We start from the raw sequence: 22,800 nt of genomic DNA on the forward strand, positions 1-22,800 counted from the left end.
GTGACAGCACTTTATGGAAAAGTTATTTTATTGGAGAAGTTGATTCTCTAATAATAAGCTCAGGATCATAAAGAATGGAATCACTAGCATCAAAATGATTGTTATTATTAATTAATTTAACAATCAAATTAGCAGCATCTCTACCCATTTGTTCTTTAGGATGAGTTATAGAAGTTAAAGTTGGATGTATAATTACTGAAAGCTGTGAGTCGTCAAAGCCTATTATTGATAGTTCTTCAGGAATTTTGATGTTTAGTTTGTTAGCAATAGTTAACACTATATAAGCTATTTCATCATTGTAACAAAAAATTCCTGTAGGTCTTTTTGAGGATTTTAATGTATACTCAATCTTAGAAGGTAATGATGAAGCTATTTCCTCAGATAGATAAGTCAAAATTTGCCCAGAATATGGTGAAATATTGTTCTCTTGACATTCTGCAATAAATCCATTCATTCTATTTATACCTTGCAAATCATCAACTTTAAAAATACCCATTAACGTTCTATGACCTAAGGATATAAGGTAGTTTGTTGCCAGCTTTCCTCCTTTAAAATCATCTGTTCGAAGACTAGGCACATTAATTTCAGGATAAGAAGCGTTTATTGTTACAACGGGTATATTTTTAGATATTATGTTATTTAAGTATGCAATATTTGGACTTTGATACGCACTTTTAGTTGGTTCTAAAATAAGACCATCTATTTTATGTGCTAATAAGTTTTTTAAGTTTATGTCTTCAAACATAACATTGTTATTGGTGGAAGACAGCAAAAGAGAATAAGCTTGAGAATAAAGAATATCTTCCATACCATTAATTATATTAGGAAAAATGTAATTAGATATGTGAGTGGTTAATACAGCCACATTTTTAGTATTTTTAAGATTTTCTCTGTTTTCTGTCCAATCAGAAATATATATGCCACTTCCTTGTTTTCTATATAAATATTGTGTTGATACAAGATCGCCTATAGCTTTTCTTATTGTGTGCCTACTAACATTGAACATTTGCATAAGTTCTGACTCAGTAGGTATTTTTTCATGTGTTTTATATTTACCTGCAGCGATCCAGTCAATAATATTTTTTTCTACTTCTTCATATTTGTATTTCATTAGTTGTTCTCCTGTAAAAAATAAATGTTTTTTCATAGAATATTATAACATAAGTATTATAACATAAGTTCATATGTTTAGAAACAGCAGCAATTATGATTGATACGTATGAATGTGAAAGGCATTGACATTTAACAGTTAATTTAAAATTTAATTGGAAAAGTGAGACGGTAGTAAGGTTTTATCAATAAAAGTTGGAGCGAATGGGATTTTATATAAATATAAATTATGAGGTAGAAAATCTATGAAGAAGAAAATATGTACGTACCTTTTTGCATTTTTTTATTGACATGTACGTACATAAGTGATATATTTATTCTAAAGAAACCGTTTACTAATATTTTAAGAGGAGGTCATTCTAGTGACTATAAAAGAAAAAACAGTAGAAGAAATTGAAAATGGTAAGACATCACTAGGAATAGAGTTTGGTTCTACTCGTATTAAAGCTGTTCTTATTGGAAATGATTTTCAACCATTAGCTAGTGGCAGCTTTGAATGGGAGACAAGCTTAGAAGATGGGGTTTGGACCTATTCATTAGAAGAAATTTGGAAAGGGTTGCAATACAGTTATCAAAAACTTTTTGCTGAGGTAAAAGAAAAATATGGAGTTACACTTTCTAAAATTGGTTCCATTGGTTTCTCAGCAATGATGCATGGATATATGGCATTTGATAAACAAGGAAACCTACTTGTACCATTTAGGACTTGGCGTAATACAATGACAGAAGAAGCAGCGAAAAAGTTAACAGAGCTGTTTAAGTTTAATATTCCAGAAAGATGGAGCATAGCTCATTTATATCAGGCTATTCTTTGCAATGAACCTCATATTGAAAAATTAGATTTTCTAACTACTTTAGCTGGATATATTCATTGGCAATTAACAGGTGAAAAGGTTTTGGGTATTGGGGATGCATCAGGAATGTTTCCAATTGATATGAATACTCATAATTATGATGATAATATGTTAAAAGTCTTTAATAACTTGCCAGAAGTTAAGAAATACTCATTAAATGTAGAAAAACTTTTACCAAAGATTTTAGTAGCTGGAGAAAGTGCTGGTATTTTAACTCCAGAAGGAGCTAAAAAGCTTGATATAAGTGGAAATCTTGAAAGTGGAATTCCATTATGCCCACCTGAAGGAGATGCAGGCACAGGAATGGTTGCTACGAATTCAGTTGCACCACGTACAGGAAATATATCTGCAGGTACGTCAATTTTTGCTATGGTTGTTCTTGAGAAACCACTTAAGAAGGTTCATCCAGAGATTGATATGGTAACAACACCTGTAGGAGATTTAGTGGGAATGGCTCATGCAAACAATGGCTATTCTGATATAGATGCTTGGGTAAATATATTTCATGAATTTACTGAAGCAATAAATGTTAAGATTCCAAAAGACCTTCTTTATATGGGACTCTATAGTCAGGCATTTTTAGGTGATCCTGATTGTGGAGGAATTCTTGCATATAACTATTTGGCAGGTGAAAACATTACAGGTGTTTCAGAAGGTAGACCTCTAGTTGTACGAAAACCAAAAAGTAATTTTAATTTGCCAAACTTTATGAAAGCACACCTCTTTACTTCTTTAGGAGCATTGAAAATTGGTATGGACATTCTTCTTAAGGATGAAGGAGTGAAACTCGATAAATTACTTGGTCATGGCGGATTGTTCAAGACACCTATTGTGGGACAAGAAGCAGTTGCCGCTGCAGTAAATACACCAGTATCAGTTATGAAAACTGCAGGTGAAGGTGGTGCATGGGGAATTGCGCTATTGGCAAGTTATTTGAAAAATAAGGAAAATAATATAACATTGTCAGAGTTTCTATCAAAAAAGGTTTTTGCTGGTTATGTAGCTGATGAAGTAAAGCCTGAACCAAAAGATGTTGAAGGCTTTGAGAAATTCATGGAGCGCTATAAAAAGGGAATTCCTATTGAACAAGCAGCAGTGGATCATTTAATTTAAATGAATACTAAATGTATAGTTAAATATAATTAAGGTAATATTAGAAATTAATTTAACTAAAGAAAACAATAAATATTATTTAACCAATGAGTAAGGAGGAAAATTACAATGAAGAAAAAAATATCTCCAGCACTAATTTACTTTTTTGGGGCTTTTGGAGGATTTATGTTTGGGTATGATATCGGAATAATTAATGGTGCTTTACCTGGAATTAAGACAACGTGGCAAGTTAATCCATGGTTAGAAGGAGCAATTACTTCTGGATTGTTTGTAGGAGCTATGATTGGTGCTTCACTAATGGCTTCATTAGCAGATCGTTTTGGTCGCCGTAAAATGATTATGTGGAGTGCTATTGTATTTGCAATTGGTGCTATAGGATCTGGTATTTCTAGTAGTACAAGCTTTTTAATTGGTGCTCGTATTATTTTAGGGGTAGCTGTAGGTGGTGCTTCGGCATTGGTTCCAATGTATATGGGAGAAATTAGCCCAGCTGAAACACGTGGAAAGCTATCGGGATTAAATCAGTTAATGATAACAGTAGGAATGCTTATTGCATATGGCGTAAATTACGGATTTGCAAATGTATTTGAAGGATGGCGCTGGATGCTTGGTGGTGCTATGGTACCAGCTATGGTGCTGCTATTTGGAACATTCGTGTTACCAGAATCACCACGATTCTTAGTTCGAATTGGAAAAAAGGAATTGGCACTACAGGTGTTACAAACATTACGTTCTTCTAAAGAAGCTCAAATTGAATATCAGGAGATTATTAATTCAAAACATTCTGATTCAGGTTCATTTAAAGACTTGTTTGGAAAAACAGCTCTACCTGCTGTAGTTGCAGGTTGCGGTTTAACACTATTACAGCAAATTCAAGGTGCAAATACAATTTTTTATTACTCATCACAAATTCTAGAGAAGGTTTTTGGTTCAGCAATTGGTGGAGTTATTAGTACAGTTGGTATCGGTGTTGTTTTTGTGTTAGCAACTATTATAACTTTATTGATAGTAGATAAATTTAAACGTCGTAGCCTATTTATGTCAGGTTCTATTGGAATGGGAGTATGTCTATTATTGGTTGGATTAATTTATCCTTCTGCTCAAGCTAATCATACATGGGCAATGTGGACTGTATTCTTCTTTATCTGCTTGTATGTTGTTTTCTATGCATACTCTTGGGCTGCTGTTACCTGGATTGTAGTTGGTGAATTGTTCCCAAGTAATGTTAGAGGAATTGCTACTGGTATTGCATCAACAGTAAACTGGTTTGGTAATATTTTAGTTGCTCTATTCTTCCCAATATTACTTCAAACAGTAGGTTTATCTGTAATATTCTTTGGTTTTGCTGCAATTTGCGTTATAGGATTCTTATTTGCAAAATATGTTCTTTATGAAACAAAGGGAAAATCATTAGAAGAAATTGAAACGTATTTATATAATCGTTCTATTGGAAAAGTTTCATAATTCATTTAAGTTTTTTTAGCAGATGTACGTACCTCTTGAAATGAATTCACTTATTATATCTATTAAATAATAAGTAGGTGCGTACATTTTACTAAAGACATGGAAAACTTTCAATCCATAGAAATAGGTTTAGACATAAAGGTATAAGAAATTTCAGAAAACCTTCATAATTAAACTTCCTAATGATACTAAATATCAATGTGAATATATAATGTTTTTGCATAAATAAGGATAAAAAATAGAATTAAAATTTGTACGTATAATTTTTGAAAACACATTGACTGTTATACGTATAAATAGTATTATATATGTAAAATCGTTTTTAAGATGTAGACTTAAAATTATAATTCAAGAAAGAAATTTAAATGTTAAGCAAAGATATTAATGTTATTAAGTATCTAAAACAAATTAATAAAGTTACAGCTAAGGAGGATTAATTTTATGCTAGAGGATTTGAAGAAAAGAGTGCTAGAAGCTAATCTAATGCTTCCAAAGTATGGGTTGGTTACATTAACCTGGGGCAATGTAAGTGGAATTGATCGTGAGAAGGGGTTAATAGTAATTAAGCCAAGTGGAGTTGAATATACAAATATGAAGGCTTGCGACATGGTTGTTGTAGATTTAAACGGCAATGTTGTAGAAGGTGATTTAAATCCTTCCAGTGATACGCCAACTCATATAGTTTTATATAAGAAATTTACTGATATAAAAGGTGTTGTTCATACACATTCACCTTGGGCTACTTCTTTTGCTCAAGCAGGAATTTCTATTAAAGCAGCAGGAACTACTCATGCAGATTATTTTTATGGGGATATTCCTGTAACACCACAAATGACTGCAAGTGAGATAAATACAGAATATGAAAAGCAGACAGGAGATGTAATTGTTAGGACTTTTAAAGATAATGATATTGATCCTAATAATATACCAGCAGTATTAGTAAATGATCATGGCCCTTTTGCTTGGGGAACAAATCCAGAAAATGCAGTACATAATGCATTAGTTTTGGAAGAAGTAGCAAAAATGACATATCATTCATTACAATTAAATCCTCATAATATTAGAATGAATCAAGTTTTATTGGACAAGCATTTTAAAAGAAAACATGGAAAAAATGCATATTATGGACAGAAAAAATAAAAAAAGAGGGATGATTAAGATGTTAAAAAATAAAAAATTAGAATTTTGGTTTGTAGTAGGAAGTCAACATTTATATGGAGAAGAAGCATTAGCTCAGGTTAAAAAGAATTCTGAAGAAATTGTAAAATGTTTAAATGCAAGTGGAAAGTTACCATATCCTATTGTATTTAAAGCTTTAGCAACATCTGCTGATAAAATTACAAGCATTATGAAAGAAGTAAACTACAAAGATGAAGTAGCTGGTGTTATTACATGGATGCATACTTTTTCACCTGCTAAAATGTGGATTGCTGGAACAAAATTATTACAAAAACCTTTATTGCATTTAGCAACTCAATTTAATGAGAACATTCCTTGGAAGACAATAGATATGGATTATATGAACTTACATCAAAGTGCTCATGGTGATAGAGAATATGGATTTATCAATGCTAGATTAAATAAACATAATAAAGTAGTAGTAGGTTACTGGAAAAAGGATGATGTTCAAAAGCAAATTGCTGAATGGATGCAGGTAGCTGTAGGTTACATTTTAAGCCAGGATATTAAAGTTGCACGTTTTGGCGATAATATGCGTAATGTTGCTGTTACTGAAGGAGATAAAATAGAAGCTCAAATTCAATTTGGATGGACAGTTGATTACTTTGGTATTGGCGATTTAGTTGCTGAAATGAATAAGGTTTCGGAAAAACAAATTAATGATACTTATGAAGAATTTAAAAAGCTTTATATAATGGAACCAGGTGAAAATGATCCTGAATTCTATGAGAAACAAGTAAAAGAACAAATAAAAATGGAAATTGCTTTACGTAATTTCTTAAGTGCGGGTGGATATACAGCATTCACTACAAACTTTGAAGATTTATATGGTATGAAACAATTACCTGGACTTGCAGTTCAACGTTTAAATGCTGAAGGTTATGGTTTTGCAGGCGAAGGAGATTGGAAAACTGCTGCATTAAGCCGTTTAATTAAAATAATGACTAAGAACGAAAAAACTGGATTTATGGAAGACTATACTTATGAATTAAATTCTGGTAGTGAAACAATTTTAGGTGCTCATATGTTAGAAGTAGATCCTACTCTTGCAGCAGACAAACCTAGAGTTGTTGTTAAACCATTAGGTATTGGTGGAAAAGAAGATCCTGCACGTTTAATATTTAATGGAACAACAGGAGAAGGTATTACTATATCTATGCTTGATCTTGGAACACACTATCGTATGCTTATCAATGAAGTAACTGCTGTTGAAGCTGCTGAAGATACACCTAATTTACCTGTAGCTAAGATGGTATGGCAGCCACAACCAAACTTTGCAGATGCTGTTAAAGCTTGGATTTATGCTGGCGGCGGACATCATACTGTTCTTACTTTAGCTTTAACTTGTGAACAAGTTTATGATTGGGCTCGTATGGTTGGATTGGAAACAATTATAATAGATAAAAACACTAACTTAAGAGATCTTATTAAAGAAGTTTCAAGATAATTATTTAAAAGTTAGTAGTAACGCTTATCATACTGTAAGAAAAAATGACAACTATGGAATTTGTGATGGCTCCGTAGTTGTCAAAAAAATATTCTAATTTGTACGTATAAATAATTTAAAATTTAAAATATATACGTATAAAATAAAACGCTTATAATACATAATAAAATGGTGGATTACAATTAACAAAAATAAAACACTTGTTATTTGTTAAATATGACATTAGATGATTTTACAGTGAAAAAATTATAAATCAGGAGGAATATTATGAAAGTTATAACAACAAAAGAACATACAGGTGAAGGAAATATTACACCAGAATACTTAAAAAAAGTGGATGCTTACTGGCGTGCTGCTAATTATTTATCTGCAGCACAATTATATTTATTAGACAATCCTTTACTTAAAGAACCTTTGAAGCCTGAACATTTAAAAGGAAAAGTAGTTGGACATTGGGGAACTATTCCTGGACAAAACTTTATTTATGCTCATTTAAATAGAGTTATAAAAAAGTATGATTTAGACATGATTTATGTTTCTGGACCAGGACATGGTGGTCAAGTTATGGTATCCAATTCTTATTTAGATGGAACTTACAGTGAAGTTTACCCAAATGTTGCTCGTGATATTCCTGGTTTAAAGAAACTATGTAAGCAATTTTCTTTCCCAGGTGGAATTTCTAGCCACATGGCACCTGAAACTCCTGGTTCTATACATGAAGGTGGAGAATTAGGTTATTCTTTAGCTCACTCATTTGGTGCAGTTTTTGATAATCCTAGTTTAATTACTGCTTGCGTTGTTGGTGATGGTGAATCTGAAACTGGTCCACTTGCTACTTCATGGCAGGCAAATAAATTTTTAAATCCTATTACAGATGGTGCAGTGCTTCCGATATTACATTTAAATGGTTATAAAATCAGTAATCCTACTATATTATCACGTATTCCTAATGAAGAATTGAAAAAGTTCTTTGAAGGAAATGGATGGAAACCTTATTTTGTAGAAGGCGAAGATCCTAAAGCTATGCATGAATTAATGGCTAATACACTTGATATAGTAACTGAAGAAATTCTTAGAATCCAAGAAAATGCTCGTAAAAATAATGATGCTGCTCGTCCTAAGTGGCCAATGATTGTTTTACGTACTCCAAAGGGATGGACAGGTCCTAAAATGGTAGATGGAGTTCCAAATGAAGGTTCTTTCCGTGCGCACCAGGTACCTCTTCCAGTAGACCGTTATCACACAGAACATTTAGATGATTTGGTAAAATGGCTAAAGAGCTATAAGCCAGAAGAACTATTTGATGAAAATGGTAGATTAGTTCCTGAACTTCAAGAATTAACTCCAAAGGGAAATAAGAGAATGGCATCAAATCCACATACAAATGGTGGCTTATTATTAAAGGAACTTCGTACTCCTGATTTCCGTGATTATGCTGTAGATGTACCTACTCCAGGAGCTACTACTTCACAGGATATGATTGAACTTGCAAAATACTTACGTGATGTGGTTAAATTAAACGAAGAAAATCGTAACTTCCGTATCTTTGGACCAGATGAAACTATGTCCAATCGTTTATGGGCATTATTTGAAGGAACTAAACGTCAATGGTTACCAGAAATAAATGAACCAAATGATGAGTTTTTGGCTCATGATGGAAGAATTGTAGACTCAATGCTTAGTGAACATTTATGTGAAGGTTGGTTAGAAGGATATTTATTAACTGGACGACATGGTTTCTTCTCAAGCTATGAAGCTTTCCTTCGTATTGTAGATTCTATGATCACTCAACATGGAAAATGGTTAAAAGTAACTTCAGAACTTCCTTGGAGAAAGGATATAGCTTCATTAAACTTAATAGCAACTTCTAATGTATGGCAGCAGGATCACAATGGTTATACACACCAGGATCCAGGTTTACTTGGTCATATAGTAGACAAGAAACCAGAAATAGTTAGAGCTTATTTACCAGCTGATGCTAATACTCTACTTGCTGTTTTTGATCATTGTCTTCATACTAAACATAAAATCAACGTGTTAGTTACATCAAAACATCCAAGACAACAATGGTTAACTATGGAACAAGCTGTTAAGCATGTAGAACAGGGTGCTAGTATTTGGGATTTTGCAAGTAATGATCAGGGACAAGAACCTGATGTAGTTATAGGTACTTGCGGTGATACACCAACTTTAGAAGGTTTAGCAGCAGTTACAATTTTACGTGAACATTTACCAGAGCTTAAAATTCGTTTTGTAAATGTAGTAGATATGATGAAGTTAATGCCTGAAAATGAACACCCTCATGGATTAAGTGAAAGAGATTATGATACATTATTTACAAAGGATAAGCCAATTATATTTGCTTTCCATGGCTATGCTCATTTAGTTAATCAGTTAACTTATCATCGTGCTAATCATAATTTACATGTTCATGGTTATCAAGAAGAAGGTACAATTACAACACCATTTGATATGCGTGTTCAGAATAAATTAGATAGATTTAATCTTGTAAAAGATGTAGTACAAAATTTACCTCAACTTGGAAATCGTGGAGCACACCTTGTTCAATTAATGAACGACAAAATAGTTGAACATAATAAATATATTCGTGACTTTGGTGAAGACCTTCCTGAAGTTGCTAAATGGCAGTGGCATGTGTAATTGCTAACAGATTATTATAATGATAAAATAGGGACTGTTATACTAAGAAATTAGTATAATAGTTCCGTTTTTGCAAAAATATAATTATTTATAAATATGATGTGGGGAGATGAATAACATGGTTCAAAATGAGCTATTTGGATATGTTGGAGAAAAAGAAATTCAAAAGTATACTATGATAAATAGTAATGGAATGAAAGTTTCTTGTATTTCCTATGGAGCTAAATTAACAGAAATTTTTGTAAAAGATAAACAAGAAAACTTATCAAATGTTTTATTAGGTTTTGATAATTTAGATAGTTATTTAAAAGATAGAAGCATGTTTCTAGGAGCAGCCATAGGAAGAGTTGGTGGTCGTATAGCTAAAGGTAAATTTCAAATTAAAGAAAATTTGTATAAGGTACCTGTAAATGAGGGAGAAAACACATTACATGGTGGAGAAAACGGTTTCGATACATTGGTATGGAATAGTGATGTTGTAGAATCTAAAGACGATACCAGCATAATTTTTTATAGAACAATTAAATCCGAAGAAGATGGTTTTCCAGCAAACTTACAGGTGAAAATAATATATACACTTACTAATAGTGATGAAGTTCTAATTACTTTTAAAGGTATATCTGATGATTATACACTTTTTAATCCTACAATTCATTCGTATTTTAATTTAAATAATGATTTTAGCAAATTGTTATCAGGACATACATTACAAATTAATGCAGATACTTATGCTGAACTTGCTGATGATTTAGTACCAACTGGCAAATTAAATGATGTATCTGAAACACCCTTAGATTTTAGAAAACCAAAAGATTTGTCACAGGCTGTTAAAGATGTAAAAAAACATTTTAAAATAAGTGGTATTGATCATCCTTATAAGGTAGGTAATAGTGGAAATATAGCAACTTTAATTAATCATGAGACAGGTAGACGTCTTGATATTGAGTCAAATCGTAATGGATTAGTGGTTTATACCCTTAATGTTGTAGATCAGATTTGGAATGTTCAAAATAAGAAGGTATTGCCTGAATTTGGAGTAGCTTTAGAAGCTCAGACATTACCTGATTCAATACATCATAAAAACTTTGGAGATATAGTATTGTCACCAAATAAGCAAGAGGAATATTATATTAAATATAAATTTACTATAATATAGCAAGTAGTTTTTTCATATCTTAGTGTATCATTAATATGGTAGAAAAGTCACTGAGTTTGAATGTACTGGAATTAACAAGACTGACATATTTTTTATGTATGTCAGTCTTATTTTTCATTGAAAGTCTTCAAAATTAAAGTATAATTTATATCACATAATTATTTTATACATTTATGAATGCAATCTATAGCATAATTAATTTCCTCTTTTGTATTAATGTGACTAAAGCTTAAGCGAACAGTACCTTGAGGATAAGTGTTAAGGGTTTTGTGTGCTGACGGAGCGCAATGAAGACCACATCTGTTAAGTATTGAGTAGTCACTTGATAGTTTAAATGAAACTTCCGCATTGTCGCTGCTTGTAAAATCAAGAGATACAACAGCAGTTCTATTCTCTATTCCATCTAAGCCTACTAATCTTACGTTGTCCACATTTTTAATTTTATTTATAAAAAGTTCTGTAAGGTAAAGTTCTTTTTCTCTTATAGTATTAAGACCTATATCCTTTAAATAGTTTAGTGAAGCATTTAATCCAAATACTCCAGGAATATTCATAGTACCAGCTTCAAATTTATCCGGCATATAATCAGGTTGTTTTTCTGAGGACGAAACACTTCCAGTACCGCCTTCTATAAATGGATCAACTAGAGGTACAAGATTAGTATCTATTATAAACCCTCCCATACCTTGAGGCCCAAGAAATGCCTTATGACCAGTAAAAGCTATGGCATTTGCATTTAGGGCTTTAAAGTCTAAATCCAAAAATCCGGCAGTTTGAGCGCTATCAATTAAAAAGTATAAATTGTTTTTCTTACAAAATTCCCCGACCTGTATAAGAGGTAAAATAGTGCCACATACATTAGATGCATGAGTCATAATTACAGCTTTTGTATTTGGCTTTAAGTATTTATCAAGATCTTCTACGTTAAGTGTACCATCGATATTACAAGGTACTCTGGAAAATTCTACAGAGGATTTTTCCATAGAGGTTAGTGGGCGCATGACAGCATTATGCTCCATAGAAGATACTATTACATGATCACCAGGCTTTAGTAAACCTTTAATTAAAATATTTAAACTTTCAGTAATGTTCTTTGTAAACACAACATTTTCAGGAGTATCAAAATTAAAAAAAGAACAAATTAAATTACGAGTATCAAAAAGCACTCGTTGAGCTTGAAGAGCAGAAGCATAAGCACCTCTGTTTACATTACAGCCTATGTTTGTTATATAATTTACCATACTTTCAGCAACTCCTGGAGCTTTAGGAAAACTTGTTGCGGCATTATCAAAATATACAGAATTCATTATTGTACCACCTCTTAAGTAATTATAATTTTAAAGTAATTATAACATTATAAGGAGAAATGCTAAAGCTAATAAAAATATTTTTTATATGGATTTTACTTTGAAAAATGGTCAAATTTTCCGAAAATTTAAAATAATTTATGTAAAAATTATTAAAAAGTTATAAATTGTGTTGAATAATATTTAAAAGCGTTATATGATATTAAGTAATACGAGAATATATATTAATGTTTGTCTAAAAAATTTAAACACTGAATCTATAATATATATAATTAAAGGTGGGTGTAAAATGATTGATAACTATGGAAGAAATATAGACTACCTTAGAATTTCCCTTACAGATAGATGTAATTTAAGATGTATATATTGTATGCCTGAGCAGGGCGTTTCTAAAAAGTGCCATGAAGATGTAATTAGATTTGAAGAAGTCTTAAAGATTATAAAATCTGCAGTTCCTCTTGGAATAAAAAAAATAAGGTATACAGGAGGGGAACCTTTAATATTAAAAAATATAAGTTCATTAATAAGTGAAACTTCTAAAATACAACAAATTAAAGATATAGCTATAACTACCAATGGAATACTTTTATACGATTTAGCCGATGAGTTAAAAGAATCAGGGCTCAAGAGAGTAAATATAAGCTTAGATACTTTAAAAGAGGACAAGTTTAGTTATATAACTAGAGGGGGAGACTTAAATAAAGTATTAAAGGCAATAGAAAAATGCATAAGTTTAGGTATTAAAGTAAAAGTTAATACAGTACTTATAAAAGGAATAAATGATGATGAAATAAAAAACTTTATAGATCTTACTAGAGAAATACCCGTAGAAATAAGGTTTATAGAACTTATGCCTATAGGAGAAGGTGAAAAGCTTTACAAAAGTGGGTTTATGTCTTCAGAAGATGTTTTAAATGAGTTCCCAGAACTTATACCTTTAGAATCTAGTAAAAGTAGCACTGCATCTATGTACAAGCTCATTGACTCAAAAGGTAAAGTAGGATTTATTAGTCCACTAAGTTGTAAGTTTTGCAGCAATTGTAACAGAATAAGACTTACATCTATGGGAACCATTAAACCTTGTCTTCATTCAGCTAAAGAAATAAACATAAGAGAATATGTAGATAATGAAGTTTTACTCACATCAGTTTTAAAGGATATTATATATAATAAACCTTCACAACATCATTTAGAGTGTGATAATAAAAGTCATAGTTTAAAAATGATGTATCAAATAGGTGGTTAAAAAAAGAATTAAAGCAAAAATAATGGCTATAGGGTAAAACTTAATAGCCATTAAGTTGTTTTAACCAATTTAAGGATTCAAAATAGCAACTTGATAAATCCTGATCACTAACATTTAATTTTTTTGAATATAAATCCACCTTGTCCCAAAGTCCTTTTTCATAAAAAGTTATTAATTTAATTATTGAACTTAATATATTTTCTTTATTTAATAAAGCATCTTTAATTTCAACTGATAAGCACAAATCTGCTACTATTATTTCAATAGGTTGATTTAAGATTACATCAATAAATGAAAGTAAACCTGTAATATATGAGCTATAACTTTTATATTTTAAACCCATTTTAACGCATAATAATTCTGCAAATTTAGCTCTAATCAATGTGCAATTTATTAATTCATTTGGTTTATTCTCACCTAGAGAACGTATTATAACTACATATATCCATTTTTTTATTTCTCTTTCTCCAAGTAATGAAATTGCTTGTTTTATTGAGCTTACCTTATTTTTTAATGAGAATGCTGTTGAGTTTACTAATCTTAACAGTTTAAAAGAAAGAGAGACGTCTATTAATATAAGCTTTTCTAAGCCCTCGATATCAAGGTCTTCATTAGTTAATTCTTTTAAAATTTTAAAGTTAATAAGTTTATCATGTGGAATATCTTTTCCAGAAAGTATTATAGGTTTACTAAAGTAGTAACCCTGAAAATATGAATATCCTAATGATTTTGCTTCATTGAATTCATCTATAGTTTCAACTTTTTCTGCAAGAAATTTAATATTATTTGAGTTTATTTTTTTTATTATATTTTCTCTTTCATATCCTTTAGTTATAGAAAAATCTATCTTTACAATATCAGCAATCTGTATAAGATTATTGTGTTTTTCATCAAGTACAAAATCATCAAGAGCAATAGTATATCCTTTTCTCTTTAATTTTTTGCATTCCATTATAACTTTGGGAGTTGGATAAACGTTTTCTAATATCTCAATTGTAACAATATCAGGAGGTAATAATGCAATAAAGTCCTGATTTAATAAGTTTTCAGTAAAATTAATGAAAACATGTTTTCCATTCGTAACATTATCTATTCCTAAAGTATACAAACTATTTATTACATTTAAAGTAGCAGTATCGCCATCTTCATTTGTATATTTATTATCATAGCTATTTCTAAAAAGTAATTCATATGCTATGACCTTATTATTTTTGTTAAAGATAGGTTGTCTTGCTACAAATATGTCCATTAATGTTCACCTCCATATAAATGCTGTATATAGTAATTATTGCATGGTATATAAAAATTTGCAATAAAATTCACTAATAGTACAAATTAATATACATAATTTTTACAATATTATGATTAAGTATATATAGGTTTCATGTTATAGTATAAAATGTAAAAATATGAAATATATTTTTATAAAATTACATTTTTAAAAAAATTTTCATATGAAATAGTACATATATTGAGAAATAATATTAATTTATAAAATAAACAGTCGATATATATGTATATATTTTTTATAAAGAGGTGAAGTTATGAATTAAAAAAAAGTAAAGATAACAAGTAAACTTTTATTTAGTTTTGGTGTTATGATGGTAATGCTTATTGTCATTTCAACTGCAGCTATAGTTAAACTTAAGGAATCAAATGCAGTATTATATCAAACAATTAATGTAAACAATAGGAAGATAAAATTAGCAACTGATATGAGAGGATACATTAACAGGATAGCGATAGACATTAGAGATATTGGAGTTAGTAATGATATGAATTACATGACTTCGAAGAAAAATGAAATAGATGAAAATTTAGCAAAATACGAAAGCGCACAAAATGAATTACAAAAATTGCTTTCTACACAAAAAGGTAAAGAAATATTTGAAAAAATTAAATCTGGTAAAGAAGATATTATTCCAATTTTTAATGATGCCATAAAAACTGGAATGAAGATTGGTGTAACTAATGAGGAATTATTGGTTATGTTTGACAAAATGGAAAAACCTCAAAATGCCTTGATTTCTAATATTCAAAGTATGGTGGATTTGCAAGATGAATTATCCAAACAACATGGAGCAGAGGCTAATGCTTCTTCACAAAAGGTTATACAATTGATGATTATTATTGGTATTACATGTTTAATTTTAATTGTTATATTTTCATATGTTATTATTAAGAGTATAAAATCACAGATGAAAGAGTTATCAGAGGCAGCAAATAAACTAGCGCAGGGAAATTTTAATTTTGAAATAGAAGTTCACGCAAATGATGAAATTGGACAAACAGTTAAGGCATTAAATGATGCTATAAAGGTTTTAAAGGGAACAATAATTGAAGTGAAAAATCAGAGTGAAAGCACAACTGAAAGTGTAAATAGAACGGTAAAAATGTTTGAAGAGGTAAATTCTCAAGTTCAGAGCATATCAGCATCTACAGAGCAAATATCAGCAGGAATGGAAGAGTCTGCAGCATCATCAGAAGAAGTAACATCAATGGCAACTACAGTAAAGGAAGAAGTAAATGTTTCAGCTGAAAAGGCTAAAGAAGGACTAAATATTGCTATTGCAATAGAAAAAAAGGCTGATGATATAAATAAAAATTCTTCACAGGCTAAGGAAAATGCAGAAAAAATTTATAAGTATGCTAAAGATAAATTAGAAAAAGCTATAGAAGATTCTAAAGTAGTTAAAAATATATCAGAAATGGCTGGTAGTATTTTCGATATAGCAGAACAAACAAATTTATTATCATTAAATGCAGCTATAGAAGCTGCACGTGCAGGAGAACATGGAAAGGGATTTGCAGTAGTTGCAGAAGAAGTACGTAAACTTGCAGAGGAATCATCTAACGCAGTTGTTGAAATACAAACTAATGTTAAAAAGGTTTTAGCTGCTGTAGAAGAACTATCTAATTCATCCAGGGAAGTTTTAGTGTTTATTGAAAGCGATGTTTTAAAGGATTATGGAAATTTAATAGAGATAAGTAAACAATATAAAAACGATGGAAGTACTGTTAAAGCTATAGTGGAAAATTTTTCAGAAGTTTCAGAAAACATTTCCGGTGCTGTAGATCAAATTGTAAAAAGTATGGAGGAAGTTGCTGTTTCTGTAGGTGAAGTTGCAAAAGCTTCAGGAGAAATAGCAGAGGGTGTATCTGCAGTAAATGATAAAAATATGCTTATATCAAAAGAAGTTGATAAAAATGCAGAAGGAGCAGAAAAGCTATCAATAATTATGGAAAATTTTAAAATAAGTTAGAAATTACCACATAAAGGGGAAGATGTATGTATCTTCCTCTATAGTATTTAATCAATTATAAATTACGAAACTTAGGTGATTTTGATTAATGGCAATTCAATTATAAATAATGCTCCTGAATCAGAATTTTTAGCGATGATTTTTCCATTATGCTTTTCAATAATATTTTTGCTGATAGGCAAGCCTAAACCAAAGTTGCCTTTTTTACCTTTATAAAATCTTTCAAATATATTAGGAAGATCATTTTTTTGAAAACCTACGCCATCATCAGATATAGTTAAGAGTATTTTACTATCTATAACTTTAACTGTTAATATAACAGCACTAGATGCGTATCTTATACAATTGCTTATTATATTAGTAATTGCTCGCGAAAGTTTTTCTTCATCTGCATTTATTTCAATTTTTTTATCTATGTTATTTAGAATAATTTTTATATTATTATTTACAGTAATAGTATTCATCCGTCGAACACAACTTTTTATTAAATCGTTAAAATCCAAATTATTATAATGATAATTATCATCTATTGTATTAAGCCTAGATAAGTAAAGTAAGTCTTCAACTAAACGGGTTAATCGTTTTGTTTCATCAATTATAATGTCAGCAGCCTCATCAGTATCAACCACCTTATACTTTATACCTTCGGCATAACTTTGGATCGACATAAGTGGAGTTCTAAATTCGTGAGATGCATTCTGAAAAAAAGTTTTTTGTGCTTTATCATATATCTCTAATTTTTCAGACATGATATTAATGTTGTTTACAAATTCACGTAATTCATCATCTACAGACATATTAATTTTGGTATCAAAATTTCTTTCAGCAATAGATCTTATATGTTGACTGAGCGTAGAAAATGGAGAAGATATTTTTTTTGATAAAATAGATGAAAAAATTAAAATAATCAATGATGAAAAAATTAAAATAATTGAAAGAATAATATTTATTCCAATTTGCAATTGTTTTACTTTTTCAATGTTTGAATATATGATTATCCATCCCAGTCCAAAGGAATTTTTTTCAGATACAGGTTTAACTAGTGCTATATATTCAGTACCAGATAAATAAAAGTTCAAATAATTTTTAGAACTAAGTTTTTTTGATTTATTTGCAGTTTCATTTATTTGTTTTAATATATCGGCTGAATTTACAGAGGATTCTCTTGGAAAAGGAGTTAGTATATTTTTAGATTTATCAAGTAAAATATAATTTGCATTCAAAACAGTAAGGGAATCTCTCAATGAACGATCTAACATAAAATAGAAATGTATAAGGCTATTACTGTTTTGAGGTGAAGGAGGTGGTGACGGCACCTTCTCTGATTTTACAAAAAAATCTGGCCCATGCTGTAAGGCTATGCGCTCAGTATTTGATGCAATTTTATTTAATTGCATAAATAAATCCTTTTCAAAATATAGACGAATAGCAATATTAAATATTATTGTAGTCAGTGTAATTAACATAATAATTATAATAAGATTATATTTAAAAATTCTCCATTTAATTGTAGTTTTTTTCATAATATCATTCCTTAAATTGTATTTTAAAGCCAAAACCCCATACAGTATCAATTTTTAAAGAAGAACCAGCATTTAGTAGTTTTTTTCTGATTCTTTTTACCATATCATCAGTGGCTCTGGTTTCTACATCATTTTCGAATCCCCAAACTTTATCTAATAGTTCACTGCGACTTACTGCTCTATTTTTGTTTGTTATAAGGTAATAAATAAATGAAAATTCCATACCTGTAAGGCCTATATTGTTTCCATGATAATGTATTTCTTTTATATCAAGATTTACAGAAATATCTCCAATAGTAATAACTTTGTTATCTTCAATATGTTGTTTTTTATCTAATTCAATTCTACGAAAAATGCTTTTAATTCTAGCTATGAGCTCCATAGGACTAAAAGGTTTAGTAAGATAGTCATCACATCCTAAAGTAAGACCTGCTATTTTATCAGGTTCTGTATCTTTAGCAGATACTATTATTATTGGAATACAGCTTTTCTGGCGAATTAATGAACAAAGCGAAAAGCCATCCATTTCAGGCATCATAATATCCAGTATGAGCATGTCTGGTTCTTTAGTATTGAAAGCTTCAAGAACAGAAAGCCCATCATTAAATAATTCTACTTCAAAGCCTTCCTTGACAAGGAAAGATTTTATTATGTTGCAAATGTTAACTTCATCATCGCCAATATATATTAGTTTTTTATTCAATTAACTCACCTCTTAATCAATTTTAACATAAGCAGCTTACAATATCATTTGAAATTGTTTGGTATTTAAAGTTGCCACAATTTTGCCACAATTTTACCGAGATTTATATAAAGCCTTTAGAGTAGAATTAGAATGTGGATAAAAATGACTTATAATAACTAAAGTTCAAATTGAGGAAATGATAGTGAAGGTAAACTAGATTTGGAGGTTTCTGAGCATGAAAGAAAAGATTTTAAAAATATCAGCTGTAATATTTTTAATAATTATAGTTGGTTTCGGAGGATACTATGCATATAAAAAAAGTACATCTAAAAATGTACTGACATCTACTAAGTATTCTTTATCAAAGGCAACAAAAACTAATTTGGATATTACTGTAGAAGCTACAGGTGCTGTTACAGGAGTAAATGAAGTAAATGTTTTTTCATCTAACACTGGTACAGTAGATGGAATGACGGCAAAATTAGGTGCTGCTGTTAATAAGGGGGATTTATTTTGCAAAATTGATGACAGTACAACTCAACAGGCAGTGGATAGTGCGCAAATTTCATTGCAACACAGTTATTTAGAGCTGCAGGCATTGAAAAATCAGTTGGATGACCTTGTAGTAAAGGCTCCTATAAGTGGAAAGGTAAGAGCAGTATATGCAGGTGTGGGAGACGAGGTTAGTTCCATAAAGTCTACTTATGGAGGAATGGCCATGATAACTGTAGGGTCTGATAATTCTTATGAAACAGCTGTTCCATTTCCTTCTAGTGGAAAAGTAGCAGAAGTTTGTGTATCAGCTGGTCAGAGCGTTAACAAAGGAGATGTATTATTTAGACTCGATGCTAAAACTTTAAACAACACTATTGCTCAAAAAGAAAATGACATCAAGTTGGCACAAAAAAACTTGAGTGATAAACAAGCTAATCTAGCTAAATCTACAATATCTACTCCTATAAGCGGAATAGTAACAGTATTAAATGTTAAAAATGGTGAAATAGTAACAAATGAAAAACTTATTGCTACTATATCAGATACATCAAAAATGAGAGTGACACTAGCTGTAGATGAATTAGATATTAACCAAGTAAAAGTAGGACAAACAGCTACAATAAAGTTGGATGATATTAAAGATAAAACTTTTAAAGGCAGTGTTGAATCTATTTCACAAAGCGGTACAACTACCAATAATGTTACAACTTATAGTGTAGTTGTGACTATAGATAATCCAGAGGATGTGAAAATAGGAATGAATGCAAATGTCAGCATTGAAGTACAAAGTAAGACAGATGTGTTAACAGTTCCAGTGGAAGCTATTACAGAAAGAAATGGAAAGAAATATGTCATGGTTTCTGAACAAACAAGTAAATCAACTTCATCTAATAAAAAAGCTCCTAATAATATAAGACAAGGAAAGCTTGTAGAAGTAAAAACAGGACTTAAAAATAAAACTTTGATTGAAATAACAAGTGGACTTGAAGAGAATCAGGTTGTTATGACAGAACTTACGCAAACTACTAATACAAATAACAATAGTAAGTCAAGTAAGAGTAAAAGTAATCAACAAGGCGGAATGCCAGGTGGAGGAATGTCAGGCGGAGGAGGAATGCCACGAAATTAAAGAATGTATGGTTTAATGGAGGTAGAATATGAATCTTGTTATAGAAATGAAAAATATTAATAAAGTCTATAAAATGGGCAGTAGCGAATATAGCGCTTTAAGTGATGTTAATCTAAATATAGAAAAAGGTGAATTTGTATCAATAGTGGGACCTTCTGGAGCAGGTAAATCTACTTTAATGAATCTAATAGGTTGTTTGGATGTGCCAACTTCTGGAGAATATATTCTTGATGGAGAAGATACAAATTGTAATGATAATAAATTATCAGAGATTCGCAACAGAAAAATAGGTTTCATATTCCAAAATTATAATCTTCTTCCTAAGATGAATGTGCTAGATAATGTGGAATTACCTTTAATATATCAAGGGTTAAGTAATAGAGAAATGAAAGAAAAAGCTTTGAAATCACTAGAAAGGGTTGGATTGATATCTCACATTAAACATAAGCCTGCGGAACTTTCAGGAGGACAAAAACAAAGAGTTGCTATTGCAAGAGCACTAGCCACAGAACCTGAATTATTACTAGCAGATGAACCTACAGGGGCATTAGATAGCAAAACAGGAAAAGAGGTTATTGAAATGCTTAAGGAATTAAATAAAGAAGGAAATACAATTGTACTTATAACTCATGATAATGAAATTGCACATCAGGCAAAAAGAATAATAACTGTAAAAGATGGATATATTCAATCAGATGAATTAAATTGTGAATATAGTAAGGTGATTTAAATGAAATTTAGTAAACTTATAAAAATGGCATTTTTATCGGTTTTAGCCAATAAAATGAGATCTTTCCTTACTATGCTTGGTATAATAATAGGAATTACTTCTGTTATAGCTTTAGTAGGTATGGGACAGGGAACTAAACAGGATGTAGCTTCTAAAATTTCAAGTTTAGGAACTAATCTTATAACTGTAAATATCATGGGAAGAAGAAGTTTAACAGTAACAAATAGTGAATTGAATGAACTTAAAAAGAAACCAGGAATAAAGGATATAGCACCTTCAGCATCACAGCAAAATGCCACAGTAAAGTCTGAATCAAGTTCTAAAAGTACTACAGCTTCTATTGAAGGATGTGTTCCAAGCTCTGCTACTATAAGAAAATTAGGTGTAAGTAGTGGAAGGTTTGTAACTCAAGATGATGTGGATAGTAGATATAGAGTTGCAGTAATTGGCACAAATGCAGCAGATACTTTGTTTGGAAGTACGAATGTTGTTGGAGAAGAAATTAATATAAATGGAAGTATATTTTCTATAGTAGGTGTACTTGCTACTCAAGGTGGTAGTGGACAAAATTCTCCAGATGATGAAATAATAGTACCTTTAAGTGTGGTTCAAAGGCTATTTAAAATTTCAGAAATAAAAACTTTTTATGTTGAAGCAGAAAGTCAGGATTCAATATCAGAAGCAAAAGGATATCTTCAGTTATTTTTAAACAACAAATTTAGCAGTGATTCTTCACAAAATACTAATTATAGAATAATGGATCAGTCTAGTCTTTTGGAAACAGCTACTTCAACAAGTGATAGTATGACTACTATGCTTTCAGGAGTGGCAGCTATATCTTTGCTTGTTGGTGGAATAGGTATTATGAATATTATGCTTGTTTCAGTAGTTGAAAGAACAAAAGAAATAGGCATAAGAAAAGCCATTGGTGCTAAGAGGAAAACTATCTTGATGCAATTTTTACTAGAATCTGCGGGCATAAGTACTTTTGGTGGAATTTTGGGAGTTTTAGGTGGATATGCAGCAGCTTATGTAATGAAAACTTTTTTTCATACATCTGTTGTAATATCTAATAGTGTGGTAATGGAAGCATTTCTATTTTCTATACTTGTGGGCATAGTTTTTGGAGTATATCCTGCTAATAAGGCTTCTAAGTTAAGTCCTATTGAAGCATTGAGATTCGAATAAATGCCAAATAATAAAGTGCTGACAAATATGTGTTGTCAGTACTTTATTTATAAAATAAATATTTAGAATTTTTAAGTAAAGTACATATACAAAATGTCGAAAATCAGGTAAAATTAAGTTTAAGTTGTAACCTAATTGTAACAATTTAATATTAAAATATAAATATAACTTTAATGTTTATATTTTAATGTCAAAATGTAGTAAGAGATAAAGTACCAAAGATAACGAAAATACAGAGGAGTGTAAGTAC

16 protein-coding genes are annotated in these 22,800 nt (G+C 30.4%); 11 read left to right on the plus strand and 5 right to left on the minus strand.

What is annotated here, in order from left to right; all coding sequences use genetic code 11:
• Positions 1 to 22 precede the first annotated feature (22 nt).
• The gene (locus tag Q6H37_RS02915) at positions 23 to 1,111 is read right to left on the minus strand and encodes a GntR family transcriptional regulator (RefSeq protein WP_318739087.1); all 1,089 of its coding nucleotides are present in this window, start codon (positions 1,109 to 1,111) and stop codon (positions 23 to 25) included.
• Between the two features lie 361 nt (positions 1,112 to 1,472).
• Here Q6H37_RS02915 and Q6H37_RS02920 point away from each other — a divergent pair, with 361 nt between their 5' ends.
• From Q6H37_RS02920 to Q6H37_RS02945, 6 genes are all read left to right on the plus strand, one after another.
• The gene (locus Q6H37_RS02920; RefSeq protein ID WP_318739088.1) at positions 1,473 to 3,077 is read left to right on the plus strand and encodes an FGGY-family carbohydrate kinase; all 1,605 of its coding nucleotides are present in this window, start codon (positions 1,473 to 1,475) and stop codon (positions 3,075 to 3,077) included.
• A gap of 108 nt (positions 3,078 to 3,185) precedes the next feature.
• Complete coding sequence (locus Q6H37_RS02925) at positions 3,186 to 4,541, plus strand: sugar porter family MFS transporter (RefSeq protein WP_318739089.1); 1,356 nt, start codon at positions 3,186 to 3,188, stop codon at positions 4,539 to 4,541.
• Between the two features lie 441 nt (positions 4,542 to 4,982).
• Positions 4,983 to 5,681, plus strand: coding sequence for an L-ribulose-5-phosphate 4-epimerase (gene araD / locus Q6H37_RS02930; RefSeq protein ID WP_318739090.1), 699 nt, complete (start codon positions 4,983 to 4,985; stop codon positions 5,679 to 5,681).
• A gap of 19 nt (positions 5,682 to 5,700) precedes the next feature.
• Positions 5,701 to 7,167 (plus strand): L-arabinose isomerase, encoded by a 1,467-nt coding sequence (araA, locus tag Q6H37_RS02935; RefSeq protein WP_318739091.1) that lies wholly within the window; start codon positions 5,701 to 5,703, stop codon positions 7,165 to 7,167.
• 267 nt (positions 7,168 to 7,434) lie between these two features.
• Positions 7,435 to 9,828, plus strand: coding sequence for a phosphoketolase family protein (locus Q6H37_RS02940; RefSeq protein ID WP_318739092.1), 2,394 nt, complete (start codon positions 7,435 to 7,437; stop codon positions 9,826 to 9,828).
• Positions 9,829 to 9,946: 118 nt separating this feature from the next.
• Entirely contained in the window at positions 9,947 to 10,984 is a 1,038-nt protein-coding gene (locus Q6H37_RS02945; RefSeq protein WP_318739093.1) for an aldose epimerase family protein, read from the plus strand.
• A gap of 158 nt (positions 10,985 to 11,142) precedes the next feature.
• On the opposite strand, the gene Q6H37_RS02950 is transcribed toward Q6H37_RS02945, so the two are convergent.
• A complete protein-coding gene (locus Q6H37_RS02950; RefSeq protein ID WP_318739094.1) occupies positions 11,143 to 12,291 on the minus strand; it encodes an aminotransferase class V-fold PLP-dependent enzyme in 1,149 nt (382 codons plus the stop codon).
• A 289-nt stretch (positions 12,292 to 12,580) separates the two neighbouring features.
• Here Q6H37_RS02950 and moaA point away from each other — a divergent pair, with 289 nt between their 5' ends.
• Positions 12,581 to 13,537 (plus strand): GTP 3',8-cyclase MoaA, encoded by a 957-nt coding sequence (gene moaA / locus Q6H37_RS02955; RefSeq protein ID WP_318739095.1) that lies wholly within the window; start codon positions 12,581 to 12,583, stop codon positions 13,535 to 13,537.
• A gap of 40 nt (positions 13,538 to 13,577) precedes the next feature.
• Here moaA and Q6H37_RS02960 read toward each other — a convergent pair whose 3' ends face one another.
• Entirely contained in the window at positions 13,578 to 14,786 is a 1,209-nt protein-coding gene (locus tag Q6H37_RS02960; protein WP_318739096.1) for an EAL and HDOD domain-containing protein, read from the minus strand.
• Between the two features lie 316 nt (positions 14,787 to 15,102).
• Here Q6H37_RS02960 and Q6H37_RS02965 point away from each other — a divergent pair, with 316 nt between their 5' ends.
• Entirely contained in the window at positions 15,103 to 16,800 is a 1,698-nt protein-coding gene (locus Q6H37_RS02965) for a methyl-accepting chemotaxis protein (RefSeq protein WP_318742912.1), read from the plus strand.
• A gap of 71 nt (positions 16,801 to 16,871) precedes the next feature.
• Here Q6H37_RS02965 and Q6H37_RS02970 read toward each other — a convergent pair whose 3' ends face one another.
• Both Q6H37_RS02970 and Q6H37_RS02975 read right to left on the minus strand, forming a co-directional pair.
• Complete coding sequence (locus Q6H37_RS02970) at positions 16,872 to 18,323, minus strand: HAMP domain-containing sensor histidine kinase (protein WP_318739097.1); 1,452 nt, start codon at positions 18,321 to 18,323, stop codon at positions 16,872 to 16,874.
• A gap of 4 nt (positions 18,324 to 18,327) precedes the next feature.
• Positions 18,328 to 19,026: a response regulator transcription factor gene (locus Q6H37_RS02975; protein ID WP_007059169.1), complete on the minus strand. Its 699-nt coding sequence runs from the start codon at positions 19,024 to 19,026 to the stop codon at positions 18,328 to 18,330.
• 217 nt (positions 19,027 to 19,243) lie between these two features.
• Here Q6H37_RS02975 and Q6H37_RS02980 point away from each other — a divergent pair, with 217 nt between their 5' ends.
• From Q6H37_RS02980 to Q6H37_RS02990, 3 genes are read left to right on the plus strand one after another with little or no spacing between them, the layout of a single operon-like run.
• Positions 19,244 to 20,632, plus strand: coding sequence for an efflux RND transporter periplasmic adaptor subunit (locus Q6H37_RS02980; RefSeq protein WP_318739098.1), 1,389 nt, complete (start codon positions 19,244 to 19,246; stop codon positions 20,630 to 20,632).
• A 28-nt stretch (positions 20,633 to 20,660) separates the two neighbouring features.
• Complete coding sequence (locus tag Q6H37_RS02985; RefSeq protein ID WP_318739099.1) at positions 20,661 to 21,362, plus strand: ABC transporter ATP-binding protein; 702 nt, start codon at positions 20,661 to 20,663, stop codon at positions 21,360 to 21,362.
• Complete coding sequence (locus Q6H37_RS02990) at positions 21,363 to 22,550, plus strand: ABC transporter permease (protein WP_318739100.1); 1,188 nt, start codon at positions 21,363 to 21,365, stop codon at positions 22,548 to 22,550.
• Positions 22,551 to 22,800 lie beyond the last annotated feature (250 nt).

The sequence above is a fragment of the Clostridium sp. JS66 genome (genome assembly GCF_033561535.1).
Lineage (GTDB): Bacteria > Bacillota > Clostridia > Clostridiales > Clostridiaceae > Clostridium_AM > Clostridium_AM carboxidivorans.

Bases quoted from the DNA above. Each gene is read 5' to 3' on its own strand.
- Q6H37_RS02915 (WP_318739087.1), bottom strand. From the start codon at position 1,111: ATGAAATACAAATATGAAGAAGTAGAAAAAAATATTATTGACTGGATC.
- Q6H37_RS02925 (WP_318739089.1), top strand. From the start codon at position 3,186: ATGAAGAAAAAAATATCTCCAGCACTAATTTACTTTTTTGGGGCTTTT.
- araD (WP_318739090.1), top strand. From the start codon at position 4,983: ATGCTAGAGGATTTGAAGAAAAGAGTGCTAGAAGCTAATCTAATGCTT.
- araA (WP_318739091.1), top strand. From the start codon at position 5,701: ATGTTAAAAAATAAAAAATTAGAATTTTGGTTTGTAGTAGGAAGTCAA.
- Q6H37_RS02940 (WP_318739092.1), top strand. From the start codon at position 7,435: ATGAAAGTTATAACAACAAAAGAACATACAGGTGAAGGAAATATTACA.
- Q6H37_RS02945 (WP_318739093.1), top strand. From the start codon at position 9,947: ATGGTTCAAAATGAGCTATTTGGATATGTTGGAGAAAAAGAAATTCAA.
- Q6H37_RS02950 (WP_318739094.1), bottom strand. From the start codon at position 12,291: ATGAATTCTGTATATTTTGATAATGCCGCAACAAGTTTTCCTAAAGCT.
- moaA (WP_318739095.1), top strand. From the start codon at position 12,581: ATGATTGATAACTATGGAAGAAATATAGACTACCTTAGAATTTCCCTT.
- Q6H37_RS02960 (WP_318739096.1), bottom strand. From the start codon at position 14,786: ATGGACATATTTGTAGCAAGACAACCTATCTTTAACAAAAATAATAAG.
- Q6H37_RS02970 (WP_318739097.1), bottom strand. From the start codon at position 18,323: ATGAAAAAAACTACAATTAAATGGAGAATTTTTAAATATAATCTTATT.
- Q6H37_RS02980 (WP_318739098.1), top strand. From the start codon at position 19,244: ATGAAAGAAAAGATTTTAAAAATATCAGCTGTAATATTTTTAATAATT.
- Q6H37_RS02985 (WP_318739099.1), top strand. From the start codon at position 20,661: ATGAATCTTGTTATAGAAATGAAAAATATTAATAAAGTCTATAAAATG.
- Q6H37_RS02990 (WP_318739100.1), top strand. From the start codon at position 21,363: ATGAAATTTAGTAAACTTATAAAAATGGCATTTTTATCGGTTTTAGCC.